This is a genomic window from Nocardia cerradoensis NBRC 101014, assembly GCF_000308535.1.
Lineage (GTDB): Bacteria > Actinomycetota > Actinomycetes > Mycobacteriales > Mycobacteriaceae > Nocardia > Nocardia cerradoensis.
In genome coordinates this window covers 24886-45500 of record NZ_BAFW01000257.1, presented here as the reverse complement: position 1 = coordinate 45500, position 20615 = coordinate 24886, and the positions used below count along the sequence as shown (strand labels likewise).

The 20615-nt window shown below is 66.7% G+C and carries 16 protein-coding genes and 3 tRNA genes; 3 read left to right on the top strand and 16 right to left on the bottom strand.

All coding sequences use genetic code 11. From position 1 onward, the window contains the following. Window positions 1–41: 41 nt before the first annotated feature. From ON23_RS27850 to ON23_RS27835, 4 genes are all read right to left on the bottom strand, one after another. The gene (locus tag ON23_RS27850; RefSeq protein ID WP_051043474.1) at window positions 42–884 is read right to left on the bottom strand and encodes an ABC transporter permease; all 843 of its coding nucleotides are present in this window, start codon (window positions 882–884) and stop codon (window positions 42–44) included. After that, the gene (locus ON23_RS27845) at window positions 881–1885 is read right to left on the bottom strand and encodes a daunorubicin resistance protein DrrA family ABC transporter ATP-binding protein (RefSeq protein WP_039781834.1); all 1005 of its coding nucleotides are present in this window, start codon (window positions 1883–1885) and stop codon (window positions 881–883) included. Before ON23_RS27845 ends, ON23_RS27850 begins: the two co-directional genes overlap by 4 nt. A 715-nt stretch (window positions 1886–2600) precedes the next feature. Then, complete coding sequence (locus ON23_RS27840) at window positions 2601–3608, bottom strand: adenylate/guanylate cyclase domain-containing protein (protein ID WP_039781833.1); 1008 nt, start codon at window positions 3606–3608, stop codon at window positions 2601–2603. A 74-nt stretch (window positions 3609–3682) separates the two neighbouring features. Beyond that, window positions 3683–4096 (bottom strand): DUF7144 family membrane protein, encoded by a 414-nt coding sequence (locus ON23_RS27835; protein ID WP_036496921.1) that lies wholly within the window; start codon window positions 4094–4096, stop codon window positions 3683–3685. A gap of 206 nt (window positions 4097–4302) precedes the next feature. On the opposite strand from ON23_RS27835, the gene ON23_RS27830 reads away from it, so the two are divergent. After that, the gene (locus ON23_RS27830; protein WP_036496920.1) at window positions 4303–4533 is read left to right on the top strand and encodes a DUF8691 family protein; all 231 of its coding nucleotides are present in this window, start codon (window positions 4303–4305) and stop codon (window positions 4531–4533) included. Between the two features lie 12 nt (window positions 4534–4545). On the opposite strand, the gene ON23_RS27825 is transcribed toward ON23_RS27830, so the two are convergent. Next, window positions 4546–5586: an AI-2E family transporter gene (locus ON23_RS27825; protein WP_306307146.1), complete on the bottom strand. Its 1041-nt coding sequence runs from the start codon at window positions 5584–5586 to the stop codon at window positions 4546–4548. 271 nt (window positions 5587–5857) lie between these two features. Here ON23_RS27825 and ON23_RS27820 point away from each other — a divergent pair, with 271 nt between their 5' ends. Continuing rightward, window positions 5858–8560, top strand: a complete 2703-nt coding sequence (locus ON23_RS27820) for a winged helix-turn-helix domain-containing protein (RefSeq protein WP_167331902.1) — start codon at window positions 5858–5860, stop codon at window positions 8558–8560. Here ON23_RS27820 and ON23_RS27815 read toward each other — a convergent pair. The 5 genes from ON23_RS27815 to ON23_RS27795 form a co-directional block, all read right to left on the bottom strand. Beyond that, on the bottom strand, window positions 8494–9627 hold the full coding sequence (locus ON23_RS27815) for an alpha/beta fold hydrolase (protein WP_063821345.1): 1134 nt from the start codon (window positions 9625–9627) through the stop codon (window positions 8494–8496). The two genes, ON23_RS27820 and ON23_RS27815, sit on opposite strands and share 67 nt — an antisense overlap. A 160-nt stretch (window positions 9628–9787) precedes the next feature. Continuing rightward, window positions 9788–11350, bottom strand: coding sequence for an FAD-dependent monooxygenase (locus tag ON23_RS27810; RefSeq protein ID WP_086006994.1), 1563 nt, complete (start codon window positions 11348–11350; stop codon window positions 9788–9790). A 66-nt stretch (window positions 11351–11416) separates the two neighbouring features. Continuing rightward, window positions 11417–12481 (bottom strand): lipocalin-like domain-containing protein, encoded by a 1065-nt coding sequence (locus ON23_RS27805; protein ID WP_039781830.1) that lies wholly within the window; start codon window positions 12479–12481, stop codon window positions 11417–11419. Continuing rightward, the gene (locus ON23_RS27800) at window positions 12478–13734 is read right to left on the bottom strand and encodes an oxygenase MpaB family protein (protein ID WP_039781853.1); all 1257 of its coding nucleotides are present in this window, start codon (window positions 13732–13734) and stop codon (window positions 12478–12480) included. The genes ON23_RS27805 and ON23_RS27800 overlap by 4 nt, the downstream gene beginning before the upstream one ends. 6 nt (window positions 13735–13740) lie before the next feature. Beyond that, complete coding sequence (locus ON23_RS27795; RefSeq protein ID WP_039781829.1) at window positions 13741–15534, bottom strand: multicopper oxidase family protein; 1794 nt, start codon at window positions 15532–15534, stop codon at window positions 13741–13743. 178 nt (window positions 15535–15712) lie between these two features. Between ON23_RS27795 and ON23_RS27790 the strand changes: the two genes are divergently transcribed. Beyond that, window positions 15713–16363: a TetR/AcrR family transcriptional regulator gene (locus ON23_RS27790; RefSeq protein WP_063821344.1), complete on the top strand. Its 651-nt coding sequence runs from the start codon at window positions 15713–15715 to the stop codon at window positions 16361–16363. 18 nt (window positions 16364–16381) lie between these two features. Here the strand turns inward: ON23_RS27790 and ON23_RS27785 are convergent. From ON23_RS27785 to gyrA, 6 genes are all read right to left on the bottom strand, one after another. Beyond that, a tRNA-Ala gene (locus ON23_RS27785) sits at window positions 16382–16454 on the bottom strand. Between the two features lie 16 nt (window positions 16455–16470). Next, on the bottom strand, window positions 16471–16578 hold the full coding sequence (locus ON23_RS38925; RefSeq protein WP_210743954.1) for a DLW-39 family protein: 108 nt from the start codon (window positions 16576–16578) through the stop codon (window positions 16471–16473). A 148-nt stretch (window positions 16579–16726) separates the two neighbouring features. Then, window positions 16727–16799 (bottom strand) — tRNA-Ala (locus tag ON23_RS27780). Window positions 16800–16832: 33 nt separating this feature from the next. After that, window positions 16833–16906 (bottom strand) — tRNA-Ile (locus ON23_RS27775). A gap of 148 nt (window positions 16907–17054) precedes the next feature. Continuing rightward, window positions 17055–18026 (bottom strand): DUF3566 domain-containing protein, encoded by a 972-nt coding sequence (locus tag ON23_RS27770; protein ID WP_039781828.1) that lies wholly within the window; start codon window positions 18024–18026, stop codon window positions 17055–17057. Window positions 18027–18105: 79 nt separating this feature from the next. Then, on the bottom strand, window positions 18106–20604 hold the full coding sequence (gene gyrA, locus ON23_RS27765; RefSeq protein ID WP_039781827.1) for a DNA gyrase subunit A: 2499 nt from the start codon (window positions 20602–20604) through the stop codon (window positions 18106–18108). Window positions 20605–20615 lie beyond the last annotated feature (11 nt).

Genomic DNA, 20615 nt, shown 5'->3' with positions numbered 1-20615 from the left:
TCACAGCCCCGGGCCGGCCGCAGTAGCGCCAGGTGAGAGCCTCACCGGCTGACGGACCGCTTGAACTGACGCAGTGCCAGCGGCACGAAGATCACCAGAATCGCCACCACCCAGATCAATGTCGTCGCCACCGGATGCTGCAGCGACCACACATCGGGCGTCGGATTCGCCGGACTCGTGTTGCCGAACAGATCGCGCGTCGCCTGCGTCACCGCCGAGACCGGATTCCATTCCGCGACCACACGCAGCGGTGTCGGCAGCACCTCGCTGGGCACGAAGGTGTTGGCGATGAAGGTCAGCGGGAAGATCACCATGAAACTGGCGTTGTTGAACACTTCCGGCGCGCGCACCAGCAAACCGACCACGGCCATGATCCAGGAAATCGCGTAGGCGAACAGCAACAACAGGACATAGGCCAGCACGGCCTCGAGGAAGGAGCCGTGGATGCGCCAGCCGACGAGCAGTCCGGTCACCGACATCACCACCAGGCTCACCACATTGATGGCGACATCGGCCACGGTGCGCCCGACCAGGACCGCGGAGGGCGCCATCGGCAGCGAGCGGAATCGGTCGATGATTCCGCGCTGCATATCCTCGGCCAGGCTGGTGCCGGTGAACGTGGCGCCGAAGACCGAGGTCTGGGCGAAGATGCCGGCGATCAGGAATTCGCGGTACGAGGTGCCCTGCACGCTGATCGCCGAGCCGAAGATGTAGGCGAACAGCAGGACGAACATGATCGGCGACAGCGTCGAGAAGATCAGTACATCGGGCACTCGTTTGATCTTGATGACGTTGCGCTTGGCGATGGTCAGGCTGTCACCGGCCACGATGGCCGCACGTTCGGCCAGTGTCGGTCTGCGGGTATCGATCGCCGCGGTGATCATCTGCTGTGTCCTTCCGTGGCTTGTTCGAGGGTCTGCGCGGCATCGGCCGGGTCGATGGAGTCGGCGGCCTCGTGCCCGGTCAGGGTGAGGAAGACGTCGTCGAGCGAGGGCCGTCGCAGGCCCACGTCCTGGATGCGCACCCGGTGCGCGGACAACCGTTCGATGGTGTCGACCAGCGCCTGTGAGCCGTCGTCGACGGGGATGGTGAGCCGCCGCAATCCCGGTTCGACGTGGATATCGCCGACGGCGAGCCCGGCCAAAGCCTGCTGCGCGACGGCGAGGACGTCGGCGTGTTCGACGGTCAGCTCGATCCGGTCGCCGCCGACCAGGGTCTTGAGCTCGTCGGCGGTGCCGCGCGCGATGACCGTGCCGTGGTCGATCACCGCGATGGCATCGGCCAGCCGGTCCGCTTCCTCCATGTACTGCGTGGTCAGCAGCAGGGTGGTACCGCCGGCGACGAGTTCCTCGATCACATCCCACAGATCCAGGCGGGCCCGCGGGTCGAGGCCGGTGGTGGGCTCGTCGAGGAACAGTACCGGCGGATTCGCCACCAGGGCTCCGGCCAGGTCCAGACGGCGCCGCATCCCGCCGGAGTATCCCTTCACCGGCCGATCGGCCGCATCGCTGAGCCGGAAGCGTTCGAGCAGCTCCCGGGCGCGCTGTTTACTGCGCTGGATGCCCAGGTGGTAGAGCCGCCCCACCATCTCCAGATTCTCGAAGCCGGTGAGGTATTCGTCCACGGCGGCGTACTGGCCGGAAGCGCCGATGTGCGCGCGTAACCGCTGCGGTTCGCGCAGGACATCGATACCGGCGACCGTGGCGCGGCCGGCATCGGGTGTGAGCAACGTGGTCAGCACCCGGACCGTCGTGGTCTTCCCGGCGCCGTTGGGGCCGAGCAGTGCGGTCACCGTCCCCTCGGGAACCGCGAGATCGAGCCCGTCGAGGGCGACGAGCCGACCGTACTTCTTGACCAAACCCTCGGCGATGATGGCGTCGGGCATGCTTTTCCCCTGCCGTTCGATGTGAATGTGAGGTTTGCTACTGCCGTGCAGTATTGCCCACACCACCGACAAGTTCATCCGAATAAGCGCGCTCCGAACAAGCCCGTCGGGCACCCGGCTCGACCGGCCGGAAAGCGGAGGTGGTCGCATCCCGGGATCCGGCGGTGCTCGGGGGTGCCGGCGGGATGCGACCGATTCGATACTCTCGCGCCCGCTCTCGAGGGTCGCGAGTAGTGCGCTACTCGAGTACGTCCCGTGCGGCTACCTACCGTCGCTCGCGTAAAGCCCCAAAGGTGTGAAAACGCCCACGACTGCGAGATGCCACCCCCGCACAGCTACCGAATTCGACGCCGGCGACGAGGCTCCGCGACCCTCGATCGTTTCACGTGAAACACGTTTATTCCGTTGCGTCGCAACATAATTCGCGACGACCACCGTGACGTCCACCCCCGTCTCGGCAAACCGGACGAGGTGCCCCGCAACACACCAGAGAAAAAAATTTCGAAACTAGCGCCCCTCATGCAGACACAAACGAGAATCGTCGCGTAGGATCAGTCACGTCGGCCCCTCCCCCCGGGCCGACCCTACGCGGGCCTCGGCTAACTCCCCCCCTTCGCCGAGGCCCGCTTCCAATTCCCGGGGCTTTTCCGACCGGCGCACGGACCGCTTCCTCCGTTGTGCGGCAGCACTTTCAGCTTGTTGTGCGGCAGCACTTTCAGCTTTCGTTCCGCCGCAGCACATGCGAACCGAGACGGTTGATCCCCCGCACTCGGACGCTGCGCAGATTCCGCAGCGAGAACTCGGGTTCGTCCGCCAATTGTGTTGCCGCGCCGTCGTCCACCAGGACGGTGCCCGGCCGCGCGACACCGGTCAGCCGTGCCGCGGTATTCACGACCGAACCGTAGAGATCACCGAACCGTTGCAACACTTGCCCATAGGCCAGACCGACCCGCAGTTCAGGAGTGGTCCCGGCACTCGTCGTGGCCTCCTGGATCGCCAATGCGATCCGGCCGGCGGCCACCGCGGATTCGGCCGCGAACATGACCTCGTCGCCGACGTTCTTGATGGTCCAGCCACCGTTCGCGGTGATCGCACCCGTGGTGACGGATTCGAACGACTCGAGCAGATCGTCCAGTTCGTCGGCTTCCAGATGCCGGGTCAGCCGGGTGTAGCCGACCATATCCGCGAATCCGACGGCCAACTCCCGCAACGTTTCTCCGGTGCCGTCCCCGGCCAGCGACCGCGTCAGTGCCGCCGCGAGATGCCGCCGCCACGCATATGCCTGCAGTTGCTGCAGCGCCGACACCACCTCGGCGGTCGCCTCCCGGGCCACCTTGTCCTGGTCCACCCCGGGATCGCCCGCCGTGATCGACCGGATCCGGTCGGCGATCTCCTCCGCGACCAGATCGACCTGCCATTCCGCCAGTCGCGCCATCGACTGCCCGAGGGTGCGCGCGGCCGCCTGCTGCCGGCGCACATCGGCGCCGGCCAGCGCGTCGAGACTGCGGAAGTTCCGGACCGCGTTCACATCGCCGTCGGTGAATTCGACCGCGGCGTCGTCGTCATGCGCCGGAAAGCCGAGCGAAACCCACAGCCGCCGGGACAGATCGGACGGTACGCCCGACAGTTCCGCGACCTCGACCCGGTTGTAGCGGCGAGGTCCCTCCAGTAGATACGGTTCGACAACCGACTGGACCAGCTTCGACAGCTCCGGGGAGGCCATAATTCCGACGATACGGATCCCGCCGGACCCGGGTCGCCCGCCGATGACTTGTCACAGCCGGGCGACCCGGTCGGTCACACGCGGTCGGGGCCGGGCTGCCAGGTCGCGACCGCCCAGATCACCACGACATTCAACGCGATCACCAGGATCGACCACGCCGGGTAGTACGGCAGCCACAAAAAGTTCGCCAGAATCGACAACGCCGCCAACGTGATTGCCACGATCCGGCCCCATGTGGTGCCGGCCATCAGGCCGAGCGCGGCTATCACCAGCAGAATCCCCAGCACGATGTGGATCCATCCCCAGGTCGTGGTGTCGAACTGGTAGACGTAGTCGATCCCCACGACGAACAGGTTGTCGTTGGCGACCGCCGAAATTCCTTCCAGAATCGAGAGCACACCGACGGTGACCAGCAGGATCGCCGCGCCGATCGAGGTTCCGGCGGCGATGCCCTGACGTACCGGATGCTCCTGCGGGGTTGTGGTCATGGCAGAACTCCTTCCCAGCCGAGGGGCTTTCCCATGAATGTGCCCATCGCGACGCGCGTTGACTTCACCCGTGACGGGTGAGTAGCGGGCGCGGGCGTTCCGCCGGACCCGTTCGCGGCCGGATCTCGAGCTCATCCCGGGCGGATGAGGCGCCCACCAGCGGTGATGCACGAGCCTGGAGGCGAGCAGGTAACCCGGCCGAGGAGGTGAGTTGGTCGTTGTCGATCCGCTATCAGTTCGTCATCGATGGTGAATTGTCCGAACGGGCCCTGGCGGCATTTCCGGAGTTGAGCCGCAGCGAGCATTCCTCGGCCGGCACGACCACGCTGTTCGGCGCACTCTCCGATGCCACGGCCATGCGGGGTGTGCTCGCGCGGATCGACTCGCTCGGCCTGACGCTGCTGGGTATGGCGCAACTGCCCGACTCGGCAGGCTGAGGTCGCCGCCGGCTACGGTTGCTCGTCCGGAACGGGCGCGGGGTGCTCGTCCGGATCGGGCGCGCGGTCCTGGATCAGCACACCGACCCACCGGGTGGTCGGATCGATATCGAGCAGCAGCGCCTTCATCAGCAGGGTCAGCGGAATCGCCAGCAGCGCACCGAGCGCGCCCAGGACCCACGACCAGAAAACCAGCGACAGGAACGTCACGGTCACGCTCAGGCCGACCGCATCCCCGACGAATTTGGGCTGGATGATCGACTGGATCACGAAATTGATCACCGAGTAGACGACGATCACCCACACCATCAGCACCGGACCGCTGTCGAGCAGCGCGAGCAGCGCCGGCGGAATCAAGCCGATGACGAAACCGATATTCGGAATGTAGTTGGTGATGAACGACAGCAGCGCCCACAGGAGCGGAAGCGGCACGCCCATCAGCCACAGCGCTCCACCGTCGAAGACGGCGACGATCAAGCCGAATACCGTGGAAACCACCAGGTACTTCCGGGTGCCGCTGGCGAATACGCCCAGCGCATAAGCGATTTCGGGTCGCGCCTTGGCGACCACCACCAATTTGCGATCGATCATCATGCCGTCGATCGCCATGAACAGCAGCAGTGCCAGCACGAAGAACAGATTGGAGAAGATTCCGAGCGCATTGCTCAGCGCCACGGACAGGACATCGACGACCTTGCCCACATCCAGTCCGTTGAGCGCGTTGTGGATCTGCTCGGTATCCACTCCCAGATCGGCGAGCGTATCCCGCACACCGTTGAGCATGTCGTCGAGTTTGTCGGAGTATTTCGGCAGTTCGGACGCCAATTGCGCGATCGAGAGCACCAGCGCGCCGAGCAGGACGAGCAGAATCAGGACGACCAGGATCAGCGCCGCCACCATGCCGATCCACGGCCGCCAGCCGCGCCGCTGCACCCAGGTCTGCACCGGCTGAACGGCCATGGTCAGCATCAGCGCCAGGAAGGTGGGGCCGAGCACACCGGCGAACGCCTTCATCCCCAGGACTGCCACCACGGCGGCGGCGACGGACAGCATCACGATCAGTCCGCGCGGAAGCGGCCATGTTCCCCCGGAAGCGGGTGGCGGAGCTGCTCGTTCGGCCCGCGCGGGCCGATCTCGTCGCAATTGCATCGGAATTACCTCGCCGCCACAGACCGGACTGTCGATTCTCCGACCGACACTACGGCTCCGACCGGCCCGGTACGTCCTGCGCCACGGCCGAATTCGACGGCCCGAGACCGATTCGAAATCATGATGGAACGCACATTTTGACCGATTTCAGCAAATGATTAGTGTACGTTTCAGTTTGGAGAAAGCAGGCTTCACCGACATTGCCTTCGGCGAAGGCACAGCTCCGGGAGGCGCTTTGAACGCTTCGCCCAGAATAACGCGATCGTTAGCTGATAGCTCAAACGTTGCCACCATTCGCAGTGGCCTCCAACTCGGCGTGCCCGAACTCTCCTTCGTACCGCTGTCGCTTCCCGGCGCCCACGCTCGCATCGACGAGGCGGCGGCGACCGGCGCCGGACAGGCCGTATTGATCTGCGCCCCCGCCGGAACCGGCAAGACCGTGCTGGCCGCCGACTGGGTGACGCGACTGACGACCCGGCATTCCGACTGCCGGGTGGGCTGGCTGACCTTCACCGGGCGCCGCGGCGAATCGGCCGATCTGTGGCGTGCGATCGCCGGAGTGCTCGACCTCCCCGCCGGATCACCGGACCGCGACCCCACCGGTCCGCTCGCCGAACCGGCGACACTGGTGGACCGGCTGACCGAGCGAGCCGAACCGACCGTGCTCGTCCTCGACGACGCCCACCTGCTGACCGACCCCTTGGCCCTGGCAGGGCTGGAATATGTCGTCGAAAACGCACCGCCGACCCTGACGACGATCGTCACGGGCCGGTTCGATCCGCCGCTGCGATGGCACGGGCTCGAACTGAGTGGCCGGCTCACCCGTCTGACCGCGCGCGAACTCGCGCTCGACAACGAACGCACCGCGGCCCTGCTCGGCCAGCACGATCTCCACCTGAGCGCCGCCGATATCGCCGGAATCCAACGTCTGACCTGCGGCTGGGCCGCACTCGTACGGATCGCCGCGATCTATCTGGCCGCGAATCCGCAGGACCGGCCGACCGCGTTGGCGGCATTGGCTCGCGCGCCCCACGCCATCAGCGACTTCCTCGTCGGCGAATTGCTGGGCGCGCTGCCCGACGATGCGCTGCACTTCCTGCTCGCCACCGCGGTGCCCGAGGAGTTCAGTGTCGCGCTGGCCACCGAGCTGGTCGGCGAATCCGCCCCGGCCACACTGGAATATCTGCTGCGCAACAATATGCCTATCACGTGCGTGGCCCGCCACGGCGAACTGTGGCACAGCTATCACCCGATGCTGCGCGCCTACCTGCTCGCCGAGGCCGCGCGCACGCTTGCGAACCGGCTGCCGCGCCTTCACCGCAGTTGTTCGGGATGGTTCGTCGATGCCCGGATGCCGTCGGCGGCACTGCATCATGTGCTCGCCGTACCGGGGCACCCGCAGCTGTCGCGGTTCATCCGCGAACACGGCCCGAGGTTGGTGTTCGGCGGGGACGGGCCGTCCTTCTTCGCCAGGCTCGACGACGTCGGCGAACTCGCCGACGATCAATTCGTCCAGCTGCTGCGCATCGCCGAGGCCGTGAGCCGCGGGGACGTGGCGGCGTGCACGGCGTATCTGGATCGACTCGGAGCAGAACCCTGTTCGGCCTCCGCCCTGGTACCCGCGTCCTGGCTGCTCGCGCTGCGCACCGCGGTGGTCGCCGATGTCGCGGTATTGACGGGCGCCGAACCCGCTGCGCCCGAGCCGGCGACGCCCACGCCGACCGGTCATGCCGAACTGGACTGCTACATCGTCCTGCAGATGGCGAATGCGCATCTGCACCGCGGCGATGTCGCGCGCGCCGAACCGGGACTGTGGCAGGCGCTCGCGCTGGCCGAACATGCCGGACTGGGCCGCTTCGTCGTGCCGGCGGCGACGCGATTGGCACTGTGCGGCGGTATCGGCGGCCATCTCACGGTGATGTGCAAGCGGGCCGAGCACGCCGTGGAACTCGCCGAGAAGTACGGCCTGCACACGCATTCCGCGATGACCCATGCCCAGGCGATGATCGCCTACGCGCACTATCTGCAGGGTGATCCGATCGAGGCCCGCGGGCAGCTCCCACCCGCCACGACGAGCGGCCTGTCCCCCGCGCCGACCGCCGACCGGCAGGCGCTCGCGCTGCTCCGGCTGATCGAATTCGATTCCGCCACAGATCGTTTCCTGGCCGCCGATACGCTGCGGATGCAGCTGCTCGACATGCTCGCCGAGCCGGCACCACCGCGCTGCGCGGGCAATCTGGTCCTGCACACGGTGTCGGCACTGCTGCGGATCCAATCCCGCGTCGGCGCACAGACTCTGGTCGAGCGAGCGATCGCGGTGCTGGGCCACACACCCGAGGTCGTGCTGGCGCAGGCCTGCCTGTCGGAGTACGCGCAGACCTCGTCGACGACACTCGAACTGCTGCAGCCACTGCTGCGCCGGACCGACGGGCTGCCCGCGCTCACCGCGGTCACGGGCTGGCTGTTGTACGCCGCCGCATCCGACCACCTGGACCGCCCGGTCAAGGCCTACGAGGCGCTGGCGCAGGCGCTGCATCACGCGGCCGACGACCGGATCGTGCGACCGTTCCTGGAGGTGCCGGGAATCGTTGCGTTACTGGACGGTTCGGTCGGCCGTTTCGGTCATCACGACCGGCTGGTCGATCTGATCCGGGTCCATCCGTCGGCTCGCGGCACGGCGCACAATCCGGGGCTGACCGAAACCGAGATGTCGGTGTTGCGCCAGCTGCCGTCCGGGATGACGACGCTGAATATCGCCGAGGGCATGGGTGTTTCGATCAATACCGTCAAAACACACCTGCGCGGGATCTATCACAAACTGGGTAGCGGATCCCGGGCCGAGGCCATCACACGGGCGCGCGAACTCGGTTTGATCTGATCGGAAGCGGCCGAGCCGCCCGAGGAGTCGCCGAGGAAATCGCCGATCGCGGGCCAGGTCGATCCGGCCGCGTCGGGGCCGACCATCAGCCCCAGGTGTCCGCCGGACACCTCCACGAACCGCACCTCGGCGGCGCCGGTGAGCAGGTCCACACCGCGGCGGGTGGAACCGGCGGGCACCAGCATGTCGGTGCGGCTGCCGATCAGCAGCACCCGGCAGGTCAGTTTCGACAGATCCACGACGAGATCCGAACGCAGTCGAATCACGCCCTCCGCCAATTCGTTTCGCAACACGAGACTGCGATAGATCTGCCACAGCGAACGTCCGGGATAGCCGGGCATGGTCGCCATGAAGCGGTCGACCGCTTCCATGCGGGCCAGCGCCTCGGTGTCGGAGGCATGCCGGGCGATGAACAGCGGGCGGGTCAGCTCACGATCGAAGGCCTGTAACCGGAAGCCGAGCCGGACCAGCTCGCGCGGGGCCCCGCCGAGCAATCTGGTCGCCAGGGCGACGCCGCGTCCACCGGTCAGCCGCCCCGCCATCCGGACCGGCACCAGAAACGGGGTGCGGCGCTGGTCGAACGGGGTAGCCAGGCCGGTGACCGACCCGATCGGCAGATCCGCATGGGCGGCGGCGGCGATCATCGCGAGCGCCCCACCCAGGGACCAGCCGATCACGTCCACGGGTCGCCCGTGTTCGGCGGCCACGCGGCGCACCGCGTCCGGCACGATGCCGTGGGTCCAGTGCTCGAGGCCGAGATCGCGGTCGCCGTAATCGAAATCGCCGTAGTCGACCACATACGGCTGTTTGCCGATGCCGAGCAGATAGCGCACGAGGCTCTGGCCGTCCCGCAGGTCGAAGCAGGCGGGTGTGACCGCGAGCGGCGGTACCAGCAGCACCGGATTTCCGGTCCCCGGTTCCTCGCGGTCGTAGCGCAGCAGCCGGTTGTGTGGCTGCTCACTGATCGGTGTGGACGGCGCCGGCCGGTAGGGCTCGATTCCGTCGCCGAACGACACCGCCCAGATATTGCGCGCCGCGCGCGGCAGATCCGCAACGATCGCGACCACGGGCTGTTCCCTTCCACTCCCGGCCGCGATTCCCGCAGCACGCACCGGTCCACACCGGCGCCTCGACGAACGATAGCTGTTCGATGGTAGGCAGGCGGCCCATATGCCCGCTACTCGAAGTTACATATAACACGTTCGGTAAGGCCGGCGGGAATCGCACTCACCGGCCGAACCAGCGGGTCAGCGCCGTCGTCACGCCCTCGACACCCAGGGTGGCCGCCCACGCGACGTATCCGTCCGGACGGACGAGCACCCCGGCCGCCTCGCCGGCGCCGGTCTCGTCCGAGGCGTCCAGCGGCTTCGCCGTCACGATCCGTATCCGGTCCTGCCACGGCGCCGCGGCGGCGCGTAGCTCCGCGGAGTCGGCGAAGTCAAACAACACGCCCTGGCCGGTGGTGAAGTGTTCGGCCACGCGAGTTCCGTCGGAGAGATCGCGATCGGGAACGATGGTGCCGACCAGTTCGTGGTCGCCGCCCAGGTGGTAGCGATGCAGGACGCCGGAGATCCGTTTGAACACGGTGGTCGCGCCGTCGCCGGTGGACAGCAGTTCGGACATCACGGCCCGCAGGGCCTTGCTGCGCCGATCCAGCCGCATGAGCGCGACCTGCGCCCGAGTCCATTCCAGCACCCAGGCGCCGATCGGATACCGCTCGGCGGTGTAGGTGTCCAGGAGCCGCTCGTCCATCCGGCCGCCGACGACCGCGGCCAGCTTCCAGCCGAGACAGACCGCATCGCCGATTCCCAGGTTCAGGCCCTGCCCACCGAACGGCGAATGCACGTGCGCCGCATCGCCGGCGAGCAGCACGCGGCCCTTGCGATAGTCCGGGACCTGACGGGTGTTGTCGGTGAACCGGGTCGCCGAATGCACCGCGGAGACCCGCACGGGTACCCCGGCGACCCGGCGCAGGCTCGCCTCCAGCTCGGCGGCCGTGATCGGCGCGTCACGATCGACGGGCGGTCCGTCGAGTTCGACGGTCAGAAAACGGCCGGGAGTCGGCCCGTAGACGTAGATGCCGTGGTCGGTGTCATGCCAACCGGGCTGCAGCCCTTCGGTTTCCGACATCTCCACCACCGCCTGCCGCCCGGTGATCTCCGGCCCGATCCCCGGGAAGTCGAAGATGGCGAGTTTGCGGACGGTGCTGCGTCCGCCGTCGCAACCCACCAGCCACGAAGCGCGGATCTCGCCGGAACCGCTGCTTTCGTCGGAAACGCTGCCCTGCTCGGAACGGCAGCGCACCGTCACCGCGTCGCCGTGGTCGGTCAGATCGGTCAGGTGCACGCCGCGGCGCACCACCACGCCGAGTTCCGCGGCGCGCGCACCGAGAATCTCCTCGATGCCCTGCTGGCTCACCAGCACGGCCCGGCCCGCCGGCCCGACGCCGGCGAAGGCGGGGTCTTCCGCGTCGATCAGATCGAACGACAACATGATTCCCGCGAAATGGCCCGCGATCGGCGGCCGGTTCGCAGGGCCCGCCGTCCCACCGGTGAATGCCTTCATCCGCTCGACCGCCGCCTGCTGATGCGCCAGCAACTCGGGCAACAGTCCGCGTCGATCGAAGGCCTGGGCCGTCGGCACATTGATCGCTCCGGCCTTGATGGTCCGATCGATCTCCGTCAGCCGTTCCACGACCAGCACCTCGACGCCGGCCAGCCGCAGTTCACACGCCAGCATCAGCCCGACCGGGCCCGCACCGGCGACCACCACATCGAATGTCTCGCTCATGACATCGACCCTGCCGCCGGGCGCTTGCAGCTCCCTTGCACCGCGAATGCGCGGCCCGCGCAAGGCTCAGGTGAGCGCCACCAGTTCGTGCAAGGTGGTGCCGGTGCGCCGGACCGGTTCGGCCCCGCCGAGCACGGTCAGTTCGAAGGTGGATTCGAATCGGAAATAGCCCGGATGACCGATCAACCTGTGCGCCAGCGGTTTCAGCAACCGCGTGCCGACCAGCGGAATATCGTCGAGGAGATCGTGGGCGTGGATCACCCGTTCCACGGTCAGCCGCAACTCGACCTGATCGGGTACGCGCAATTCGATCCATTCCGGATAGCCGCGCCCGGCGGTGGCGTCGAACCGCGCCGGCCCCTCCCGCAAGGTCGTCTCGCCGGTCGAGAGGACGATGCGGTCCCGGTGAGCCAGCATGAGCGGCGCGATCTCGTGCGCGCCGCGCCGCTGCTGGGTCAGCACGTCGGCGAACAGCAACGAATAGTCCTCGACATAGAGTCGGCCCCAGTGCCAGCGCTCGATGATCTTGCGCATATCGCCGACGCCCCAGTTGTGGTCGGCGTAACCGCGACCGGTGACCGGCCGCTCGGCACCGTCGATGGTCACCGTGCCGCTCACCCGGGCTCGCGGCGAGCCGACCACCCAGCCGAAGGAATCACCGCCGCCGAAATGCGTTTCGCCCTGTCCCGGCATCCAGCTGGGCAGTTCGTTGTCGAAGCGCAGGTCGAATTCCAGACCGTCCTCGGCCAGTCGCAGATGGTGCGTCGGCAACCCGTCGGGCCGGAATTCGGTGTATGCGCGGTTGTTCCCGATCCGCACGTCACAGGATCGCGCATCGAACGACGCCTGCTTGCGGGGATATTTCCGGGCGACCTGCCGACGGGTGCCGTCCGGTTCGTAGACCATCAACTCGACCCAGGGACGTGCGTGCGGAAAATCCTCGGGACGGCGTTTGGTGAGGAATCCGACGACGGTGTGTCCGCTGTCGAGATGTGCGTCGAAATACCAGTGCTCGAAGGCGAGCGAACTCGCCGCGGGATGGAGTGCGTTGTGCCGCGGTTCGACCGTGGTGAGTTCGCCGTCCCGGCGGCCGGGACCGTTCCATGCCTCGACAATGGCTGTGTCGTTCATCGCCGCAACGCTCCGCTCGCATCGAATTCCGCTTCCCGGCCCTGCATTTGGGCGCGGTACCAGTTCTCCCGGTGCCGGACCATCACCTTCTCGTGCAACCGCCCGACCGGTGGTATCCGGCGCGCGAATTCCATGGCGGTGATCAGCGGGAACCGCAGCAGTGGAATCAGTAACCAGGGAAAGGCCGGGGGCATACGGTATTTGCGCCGTGTGCCGGGTGCCATGTACATCGCCGAATACACCGAGTTGATGCGGTAGTTGTAGGCCGCCCGCACCCGGCTCGCGCCGCGGTGTTCGGGACGCGGGGCGAAGGCGGCGGGATAGGACTCGATCAATTCCGCGCCGTGCGCGCCGGCGTCGTAGGAACGCGAGGCGATCGTCATCGCCAGTACGCGCAGCGAGTCGATCACCGTTTCGGGATGCCACTGCAAACGCACGCCCAGCAGATATCCCATGTATCTCTGAAAGTGCAGCAGCGCACGGATTTCCGACGGCGTGGTCTGATAGCCCAGCACCCACAGCCCGAGTCCGGGTGTCACACTGCCCGCGATCAGGGTCAGCAACTGATAGGTCTGGCTGATCGGCAGTCCCCACTTGTCGATATCCCATTCGGGATGGCCGGCCACCCGCGCCCGCACCGACACGTGCATGACCCGGACCTTCAGCGCGGTGGCGCGCCCGGTCGACCCCGGCGTCAGCAGCGCATTCGGCTGCGAGACGTCCATCCAGAACCGGCAGGTCTCCAGATACCTGCGCAGCGCACTGTTTCCGGCGTAACCGCCCGCCAGCGACAGCGGGGTGGCGACCGCGGATTCGGTGTACATCTCCAGTGTTTCCGCACCCGCGAAACTGAACAACATGGTGCCCCAGCGCCGCCAGATGCCCGCCCCCTGTTCGACCAGTTCCGGACGCACCCATGCGGGCACGGTGTCGAATTCGGCGAACAGTTCGCGCATCGAATCCGGTGCCTCGGGAACGGCATCGATACCCTCGGCCAAGGCCCGGTCCAGCAGCGCCCGGCCGGCCGCCGAACCGCCGGGGCCGTGCATCACCTCGGCGACGAATCGTTCGGCGACCGGATCACCGGCGAACAGATCCTCGGTGAGGGCTCGCGCCTGGTCGTCGGTCGGAAAGAGTTCGGCGCCGGTCACCTTCCGCACGATCGCTTCCAGCCGCTGGACGGCGGGCCGCTGCTTGGCCTCCCAATACCGGAAAGCGCTGGGGCATTTCAGGGTTCGTACCTGTGTCGTCATTCGCATTCACCGCACCGTTCGGAATCGCAGCATCATGTCGTGGTCCTCGTGATCGAGCAGATGGCAGTGCCAGACGAAACCGCGCAGATCCGAATCCTGATGCGCGGCATGTTCCGCCGAATACGCCGCACCCGGCATCGGCGGGCCGATCCTGGGGAACGACGCGTCGGGATCGAAGCCGAGTTCGTCGGCGGTGGGAAATCGCACCACGATGCGGGTGACGGTGCCGCCGTCGACTCGCACCACATCCTTGCGGCCGCTCTCCCACGGCGCCGGCGGCTGCGCCGGGCCCGCGAGGAAACCCTCCGGGTCGGGAGTCCAGCGGATGCCGATCGGCGGTTGGGGATGAGCGAGTTGGTAATCCACAGTCCGCAGCGGCGTCCTGCTCAAGATGCGGAAGTCCACCAGGTGGATGTGGATGGGATGGGGATCGGGTGTGATGTTCACGATGTTCCACACCTCGGTCGTGCCCTGCCGCGGCATATCGATATCCGGATCCGAATAGCGCAGGTTGTTCAGCGACATGATCGCGGGCGGCACACGCAGTTCATAGGGCTGGCTGATCGTGAGGGTGCGCGACAGCGCCGGCACCCGCACCGGCGGTAGCACCGCGGGCTGTCGCGGCCCGCCGCGCAGCGTCTGCGGCACCGGTCCGCGCCATCCCGTACGATCCTCGGCGCGGAAGCGGCAGAACACCGGCATCGCGACCTCCCCGAGGATCGCCGCCTGGAACACCGGTTGTTCGTCGTTGCACAGGTCGACCGTCTCCCCCGGCGCGAGGTCGGCGAAATCCACCAGGAGATCGATCCGTTCGGCCGGAGCGAGCCGCAGATTACGCACCGGCACCGGCGCGTCGAGCAGTCCGTGGTCGTTTCCGATCACCCAGAACCGCATCCGATTGCCGAAGAACAGATTCCACGTACTGAACGAGGCGGCATTGATCGCACGGAACCGATACAGCCCGCGCGCGACCGGCAGCTGTGGCCACACCACCCCGTTCACCACCCCGACGTCGCCGACCGCACCGCCCTCCCACGAACCCGGCGGCACCACCGCGGTCGAACGCAAGCTCTGGCGGCCGTCCGGGGTGAACAACTTCTCCTGCAGCACCATGGGGATTTCGAACTCCCCCGCCGGCAGCCCGAGCGGATTGTCCGGTGCTCCCGTGTCGAATTCGTCGCGCAGCAGCATCATGCCCGTCAATCCGGCGTAGACGTTCGCGCGGGTGATCCCCATCGCGTGATCGTGGTACCAGAGGTGACCGGCCGACTGGCGCAGCGGGAAGTCGTGATCGAGGTGCTGTCCCGGCACGACCAGGCGTTCGGGATGTCCGTCACTGGCGGGCGGCGTCACTCCGCCGTGCAGATGCAGCGAGGCGGGAACCGTGGTCCGGTAACTCTCCGGCACCCCGTGCAGGGTGGTGTCGATATCACCCGCGAACGGATGGTCGCCGAGCCGGTTGTGGAACCGGACGGTGAGCGGGCGGCCGGCCTCGTGTTCGACGGTCGGGCCCAGGTACGTCTGGTCGTTGTATCCGAATGCGGGCACCGCGGGCATATCGCGGTGAAAGCGATGGCTGGTGGTGTACGCGACGAGGTCCAGGTGACTTCCGGTGACGACGGGTGGCCGCGGAAGCTCGACGACGAACGGCCGCATCGGCGGGGAATGGAATATCAGCGGGCTCTCGAACCCGCCCGGTGCGGGATCGGCGGTGGCCGTAGCCGCCCGCCCGGCCATCGCGGCCGTCAGGCCTGCGCCGAGACCGCGCAGCACCGCGCGGCGGCCGATCGGTCGATACATCCCTCGCACCTTCCGAGGTGACACCGATCGTCACCCGTCGCCGCGACCATACCATTGAGTACAGTGAACGGTACTCATTTGAATGGTCCGAGAAGGTGCGTCGGATGCGCGTCGAATCCCCAGCCGACCGGCTCCCCTACGATCGGGTCATGGACCTGGGCGACTCGGCGGTGAATTGATGACGACACCGAAGAAGACCCCGGTCACGCCCGGGAAAGCGCCCGGAAGGGCGGTATCCGAGAAGGCGGTGTCCAAAAAGGCGGAGGCCCAACATCGCAACCGCCCTCGGACGGCGCGGCTGTCGTACGACGACTGGGTGAACGGCGCGTTGGACCTGCTCGGGCGCGAGGGTGTGACCGCGATCCGCATTCCCCGGCTGTGCGAGGAACTGGGCGTCACCAAGGGCAGTTTCTACTGGCATTTCGACGATCTCGAACAGCTGATGGCCGCGATGGCCGACCGGTGGGGCGAGATGCAGAGCGAAGCCGTCCGCGCCCTCGCCGCCTTGGATTCGATTCCGGTCGAGTCCCGCATCGAACAGATGGCGGCCATGCTGGTGGATCCGAAGCACTGGATGGTCGAGGCCTCGGTGCGGGAGTGGTCACGCACCGACGTCACCGTCGCGGCGGCGGTCCGGGCGCTGGATCAGCGCATCTTCCGCACCGTGCAGACGGCGATGCTCGATCTGGGTTTCGAGCCGGTTCAGGCGCGGCTGCGCGCGGGCGCGATGGTGTATCTGGGAATCGGGCTGATCCACGGCCGCGACAATCTGCCGACCCCTACGCCGGAGGAAGTACAGGCGGTCATCGACCTGCTGGCCCGGCCATGAGTGGAGCTGTGAACGTTGTGGAGCCTAGGGGAATCGAACCCCTAACCCCTGCCTTGCAAAGGCAGTGCTCTGCCAATTGAGCTAAGGCCCCGGTCGAGCGTGACGGCTCAGCGCGCGGTCACCTCGTGCCACAGATCCGCCTCGCTCCGCTTGCGAACCTTGGTGACGGCGAAGACAACTGCGGCGATGACACCGATCGTCAGAAGAAGTTTCATGCCGTCCACCCTACTGTGCCGCGTCGGCCCCGGCAGCCACGACTTCCGGCGCCGACGACGCGATACCCTCGGCGCTGCGTGTGTGGATCTGCGCGCTCGGAACCGGCGCGACAGTGATCGGATCCCCCCGGATCGTGAGAAGAAGAAGTGGAGCCTAGGGGAATCGAACCCCTAACCCCTGCCTTGCAAAGGCAGTGCTCTGCCAATTGAGCTAAGGCCCCCTAGGCCGTCGATGACGACCGGGTATGTGAATGTGGGCCTAGGAGGACTTGAACCTCCGACCTCTTCGTTATCAGCGAAGCGCTCTAACCGCCTGAGCTATAGGCCCGTGGTGTTCGTCTCGACATGTTGTCGTGACTGACTCGGTAGAGACTACACAACCCTCCGATTGCTCTCCAAAACGCCTGGTAAGAGCGCCCGTAAAGCACGAACGGCCGGTCCGGTGCGAACCGGCCGGCCGTGCGTCGCGAAGTCCGTCAGTCCGGATCGGCCAGCGTCACCTGCACGCCGCCCACCAGATCGGTGCACTGGTTGTAGATGAACACACCCACCGTCGAGAGCGCGGTGAACAGCACCACGTTGATCAGGCCGATGACGGCGGCGTATCCGAAGACGCTACCGGCGTCGATGATCGTCGTCGCCGAGGAGTTGTTGTCGTTCACCATGTCGGTGAAGGTGCTGTTCAGGCGGTCCCACACACCCATGCCGGACAGCACGATGTAGAGGAATCCGACGGCCAGCATCCACACGAAGAACATGGCGACGCTGATCACCAGCGACACCTTCAACGTCGACCAGGGATCGATATGGCGCACCTGCACGGTCGCGCGCAACGGCTCACCGCTGGTCACCGCCTGGGCGACCGCCGCCTGGGCAGCCGGCGAGACGGTCGGCGCGCCGGTCTTCACCGCCATCGGAACCGACTGTGCCGCACCGGGGTCCGCCTGCGGCATCGGATGACGCAGATCCGACAGATCGGGCAGATCCTTGATCAGTTCCGGGCGGGCGATGCTGCGGGTGGGCCCGTCGATGCCGACGGACTTCACCATCGCCGCTTCCTTGCGCGCCGCCTTGGCCGCGAGGTCGGTGGTGGTGCGGGCGTTCTTCACCCCGCCACCGAGACTCGTCTGCGAATTCGCCCGGCCCTGCACCGGGGCCTGGCCGGGGCGATTCAGATTCGACTGCGGTTCCCGCTGCGGCAGCTGCGACCACCCCTCGTCGAAGCGAGAACCACGACCGTCACCAGCCTCGACGGCCTCCGGCGCCGAACCGCCGGATTTCGCGGAATCGCCTTGCGACTCGGGGTTTGCGGGCGAACTACCCGAGCCGTTGTCGGCCGACGACCCCGACCGCGGCGCCGGCCGCGGCGGAATCGGTGACGGTGCGATCCGCTCGGTCACACCGTTGGCGTGGTTTCGCTCGTCGTTCGGCTGATTCGGAGTGGTCAATGCAGAATCCTTCGATCCGTCGTGGCGCCGCTGCTTGTGGAGAAATTACCGCTTCCAGAACCTAACGCTAATCCGAGCCTCAGGCCTCTTCTTCACCGGAAACCTGGTCGGGCTCATCAGCGTTACGAGCGATCGCCAGCAAGGTATCGCCCTCGCCGAGGTTCATCAAACGCACGCCCTTGGTCTGCCGGCCCGCCTTGCGTACCTGATTCGCCGCCGTCCGGATGACACCGCCGCCGGACGTGATGGCATAGAGCTCGTCATCGTCGTCGACGATGAGCGCTCCTACCAGACTGCCACGCTTCGGGTCGTACTGAATCGTCAACACACCTTTACCGCCGCGGCCCTGTGCGGTGTACTCCTCGATCGCGGTGCGCTTGGAGTATCCGCCAGCGGTCGCGACCAGCAGATAGGTGCCGTCGCGAACGACGTTGAGCGACAACAGCTCATCGTCGGCGTTGAACCGCATACCCTGCACGCCCGAGGTCGCGCGGCCCATGGGACGCAGCACCTCGTCGTTGGCGGTGAACCGGATCGACTGTCCGTGCGCGGACACCAGCAGCAGATCCTCCTCGGCCGAACACAGTGCGGCGCCGACCAATTCGTCACCATCGCGCAGATTCACCGCGACGATGCCGCCGGTGCGGTTGGAGTCGAAGTCGGTCAGCTTCGACTTCTTCACCAGGCCGTTGCGGGTGGCCAGCACCAGATACGGAGCGTCCTCGTAGGTCTTGATGCGGATGACCTGGGCGATCTTCTCCTCCGGCTGGAACGCCAGCAGGTTGGCCACGTGCTGGCCGCGCGCGGTGCGGTTGGCCTCGGGCAATTCGTAGGCCTTGGCCCGGTAGACCCGGCCGAGGTTGGTGAAGAACAGCAGCCAGTCGTGAGTCGAGGTCACGAAGAAGTGCTTGACCAGATCGTCCTGCTTGAGGCCCGCGCCCTGCACACCCTTACCGCCGCGCTTCTGGCTGCGGTACAGATCGGTCTTGGTGCGCTTGGCGTAGCCGGTCGCGGTGATGGTGACCACGACGTCTTCGCGAGCGATCAGATCCTCGTCGGCGACGTCACCGTCGGCCGCGACGATCTTGGTGCGGCGGTCGTCGCCGTACTTCTCGACGATCTCGGCCAGTTCGTCGCGCACGATGGCACGCTGACGTTCCGGCTTCTCCAGGATGTCCTTCAAATCGGCGATCTCGGCCTCGATGCGGGCCAATTCGTCGATGATCTTCTGCCGCTCCAGGGCCGACAGGCGCCGCAGCTGCATATCGAGGATGGCGGTCGCCTGGATCTCGTCGATCTCGAGCAGTTCCATCAGGCCGGTGCGCGCGGTGTCGGTATTGGCCGAACGCCGGATCAGGGCGATGACCTCGTCCAGCATGTCCAGCGCCTTGACCAGGCCACGCAGGATGTGCGCGCGCTCCTCGGCCTTGCGCAACAGGTAGCGGGTGCGCCGGACGATGACGTCCAACTGGTGATCGACGTAGAGCCGGATCATCTGGTCCAGTCGCAGCGTGCGCGGCACACCGTCGACGATCGACAGCATGTTGGCACCGAAGCTGGTCTGCAGCTGGGTGTGCTTGTAGAGGTTGTTCAGCACCACCTTCGCCACGGCGTCGCGCTTGACGGTGACCACGATCCGCATACCCGCGCGGTCGGAGGACTCGTCGTGGATATCGGAGATACCCGCGATCTTGCCGTCCTTGACCTGCTCGGCGATCGAGTTGATGAAGTTGTCGGTGTTGACCTGGTACGGCAGCTCGGTGATGACGATCGTGGTGCGACCACGATTGTCCTCCTCGATCTCGACCACACCGCGCATCCGGATGGAACCGCGACCGGTGGTGTAGGCGTCGTGGATGCCCTGGTTTCCGACGATCAGGCCGTAGGTCGGGAAGTCCGGGCCCTTGACGCGCTCCATGCACGCGGCGAGGGTGGTCTCCTCGTCGGCGTCGTAGTTGTCCAGCGCCCAGTAGATGGCGTCGGCCAACTCGTTCAGGTTGTGCGGCGGGATATTGGTCGCCATACCGACCGCGATGCCGTTGGACCCGTTCATCAACAGGTTCGGCACCCGGCTGGGGAGAACCACGGGCTCCTGCGAGCGGCCGTCGTAGTTCGGCGTGAAATCGACCGTCTCGTGGTCGATTTCGCGAAGCAGCTCCATCGCCAGCGGGGTGAGCCGGCACTCGGTGTACCGCATCGCGGCCGCGCCGTCGTTACCGCGGGAACCGAAGTTGCCCTGCCCGTCGACCAGCGGATACCGCAGCGACCACGGCTGCGCCATGCGCACCAGGGTGTCGTAGATCGAGGCGTCGCCGTGCGGGTGGTAGTTACCCATGGTCTCGGCGACCGGGCGCGCGGATTTCACATAGCCGCGGTCGGGCCGGTAGCCGTTGTCGTACATCGCGTAGAGCACGCGCCGGTGCACCGGCTTGAGGCCGTCGCGCACATCCGGCAGCGCGCGGCCCACGATCACGCTCATCGCGTAATCGATGTAGCTGCTCTGCATTTCGTTCTGGATGTCGACCGGCTCGATCCGGTCGCCCGCACCACCGTTGGGCGGCAGCGTGGTCTCGGTCATGAAGTCTCCTT